This window comes from Peterkaempfera griseoplana, assembly GCF_001418575.1.
Taxonomy (GTDB): Bacteria; Actinomycetota; Actinomycetes; order Streptomycetales; family Streptomycetaceae; genus Peterkaempfera; species Peterkaempfera griseoplana.
On the sequence record NZ_LIQR01000790.1, the window covers coordinates 1 to 1,926 of the forward strand.

The 1,926-nt window shown below is 70.8% G+C and carries 3 protein-coding genes; all 3 read left to right on the forward strand.

Annotated elements, in window-relative coordinates:
• The coding region (locus tag AOK09_RS36810; protein WP_055591500.1) for a M24 family metallopeptidase at window positions 1-754 on the forward strand (754 nt) is incomplete at its 5' end.
• 68 nt (window positions 755-822) lie between these two features.
• On the forward strand, window positions 823-1,389 hold the full coding sequence (gene efp, locus AOK09_RS36815) for an elongation factor P (RefSeq protein WP_055591501.1): 567 nt from the start codon (window positions 823-825) through the stop codon (window positions 1,387-1,389).
• 2 nt (window positions 1,390-1,391) lie between these two features.
• Entirely contained in the window at window positions 1,392-1,829 is a 438-nt protein-coding gene (gene nusB, locus AOK09_RS36820; RefSeq protein WP_055591502.1) for a transcription antitermination factor NusB, read from the forward strand.
• The last annotated feature ends 97 nt before the right edge of the window (window positions 1,830-1,926 follow it).

Consider the following 1,926-nt stretch of genomic DNA (forward strand, 5'->3'; position numbering starts at 1 on the left):
GGCCGCCGCCCCCGCCCGGGTCGTCGACCTCGACCGGGCCGTGGAGCAGCTGCGCCTGGTCAAGGACGAGGATGAGATCACGGCGCTGCGGATCTCCGCCGAGATCGCCGACCAGGCCCTGGGCGAACTGCTGGAGTCCATCCTGGTGGGCCGTACCGAGCGGCATCTGGCGATGGAGCTGGAGCGGCGGATGGTGGACCACGGCGCGGACCGGGCCGCCTTCCCCGTCTCCATCGGCACCGGCACCCATGCGGGTCTGCCCGGACACCGGCCCACCGACCGCCGGGTGGAGGAGGGGGACTTCCTCACCGTCGCCCTGGGCGCCCGCTACCGCGGCTACGGTGCCTCGGCCGCCCGTACCTTTGTGATCGGCACCGCACCGGCGCAGTGGCAGATCGACCTGCACGCGGTGGTCTTCGCGGCCCAGCGGGCCGGCCGGGAGGCGCTGCAGCCGGGCACTCTGTGCCAGGAGGCGGACCGCGCGGTACGCGAGGTGCTCCAGGCCGCGGGCCACACGGAGGCCACGCCGAGGCCGGTCGGGCACGGCACGGGGCTGGAGATCGCGGAGGAGCCGCGACTCGGGCCGGGAGACATGGGTAAACTGGACGCTCGTGTGCCGGTCACCGTCGGCCCAGGGGTTCACCTCCCGGGGCGGGGCGGTGTCCGGATCGAGGACACGCTCGTCGTCCGACCCCTTGGGGAGGGCGGTCCCGAGCTGCTCACCATCACCACCAAGGAGCTCCTCGCCCTGTGACCCCTCGGGGGTCCGCAGGCCACACACCCTTGGTTCCTTGACAGCTATATGCAGGAGTTAGTGCGACCGTGGCGACCACGAACGACCTCAAGAACGGCATGGTGCTCAAGCTCGACAACGGCCAGCTCTGGTCCGTCGTCGAGTTCCAGCACGTCAAGCCCGGCAAGGGCGGCGCCTTCGTCCGCACCAAGCTCAAGCACGTGCTCTCCGGCAAGGTCGTCGACAAGACCTTCAACGCCGGCACCAAGGTGGAGACCGCCACCGTGGACAAGCGCGGCATGCAGTTCTCCTACAAGGACGGCTCGGACTTCGTGTTCATGGACACGGACACCTACGAGCAGATGCCGATCGCGCCCGAGGTGGTCGGCGACGCCGCCAACTACCTGCTCGAGGGCTTCGAGGCCGTCGTGGCGATCTACGAGGGCTCCGCGCTCTACGTGGAGCTCCCGGCCTCCGTCGAGCTGGTCATCGAGTACACCGAGCCGGGCGTCCAGGGCGACCGCTCGACCGGCGGCACCAAGCCGGCCCGCCTGGAGACCGGCTACGAGATCGCGGTGCCGCTCTTCATCACCACCGGCGAGAAGGTCAAGGTCGACACCCGCGACGGCAGCTACCTCGGCCGGGTGAACAGCTAACCGTGTCCGCAGCACGCAGCAAGGCCCGCAAGCGCGCCTTCCAGATCCTCTTCGAGGCCGACCACCGGGGCGTGGACCCGCAGGGCGTCCTCGCCGACTGGGTGCGCCGTGCGAGGGAGCCCAAGCCGGACGAGGGCGTCCCTCAGGTGGGCGAGTACACGATGCAGCTGGTCGAGGGGTACGCGCAGCACGCCGCGCGGATCGACGAGCTCATCGCCGGCTACGCGGTCGGCTGGACGCTGGACCGCATGCCGATCGCGGACCGCAACATCCTGCGGCTCGGCGCCTATGAACTGATCTGGGAGGACGAGGTCCCCGACGCCGTCGTCCTGGACGAGGCGGTCGAGATCGCCAAGGAGTTCTCCACCGACGAGTCCCCGGCGTTCGTCAACGGACTGCTCGGCCGGCTCAAGGAGCTCAAGCCGTCCCTGCGCCGCTGAGAGCGGCGGAGGGCACCGAAGGCCCGGGACGGCACCCCCCGAGGGTGCCGTCCCGGGCCTTCGGGCTGCGTGGGGCCCTTGAGCGGGCCCCTGGTCG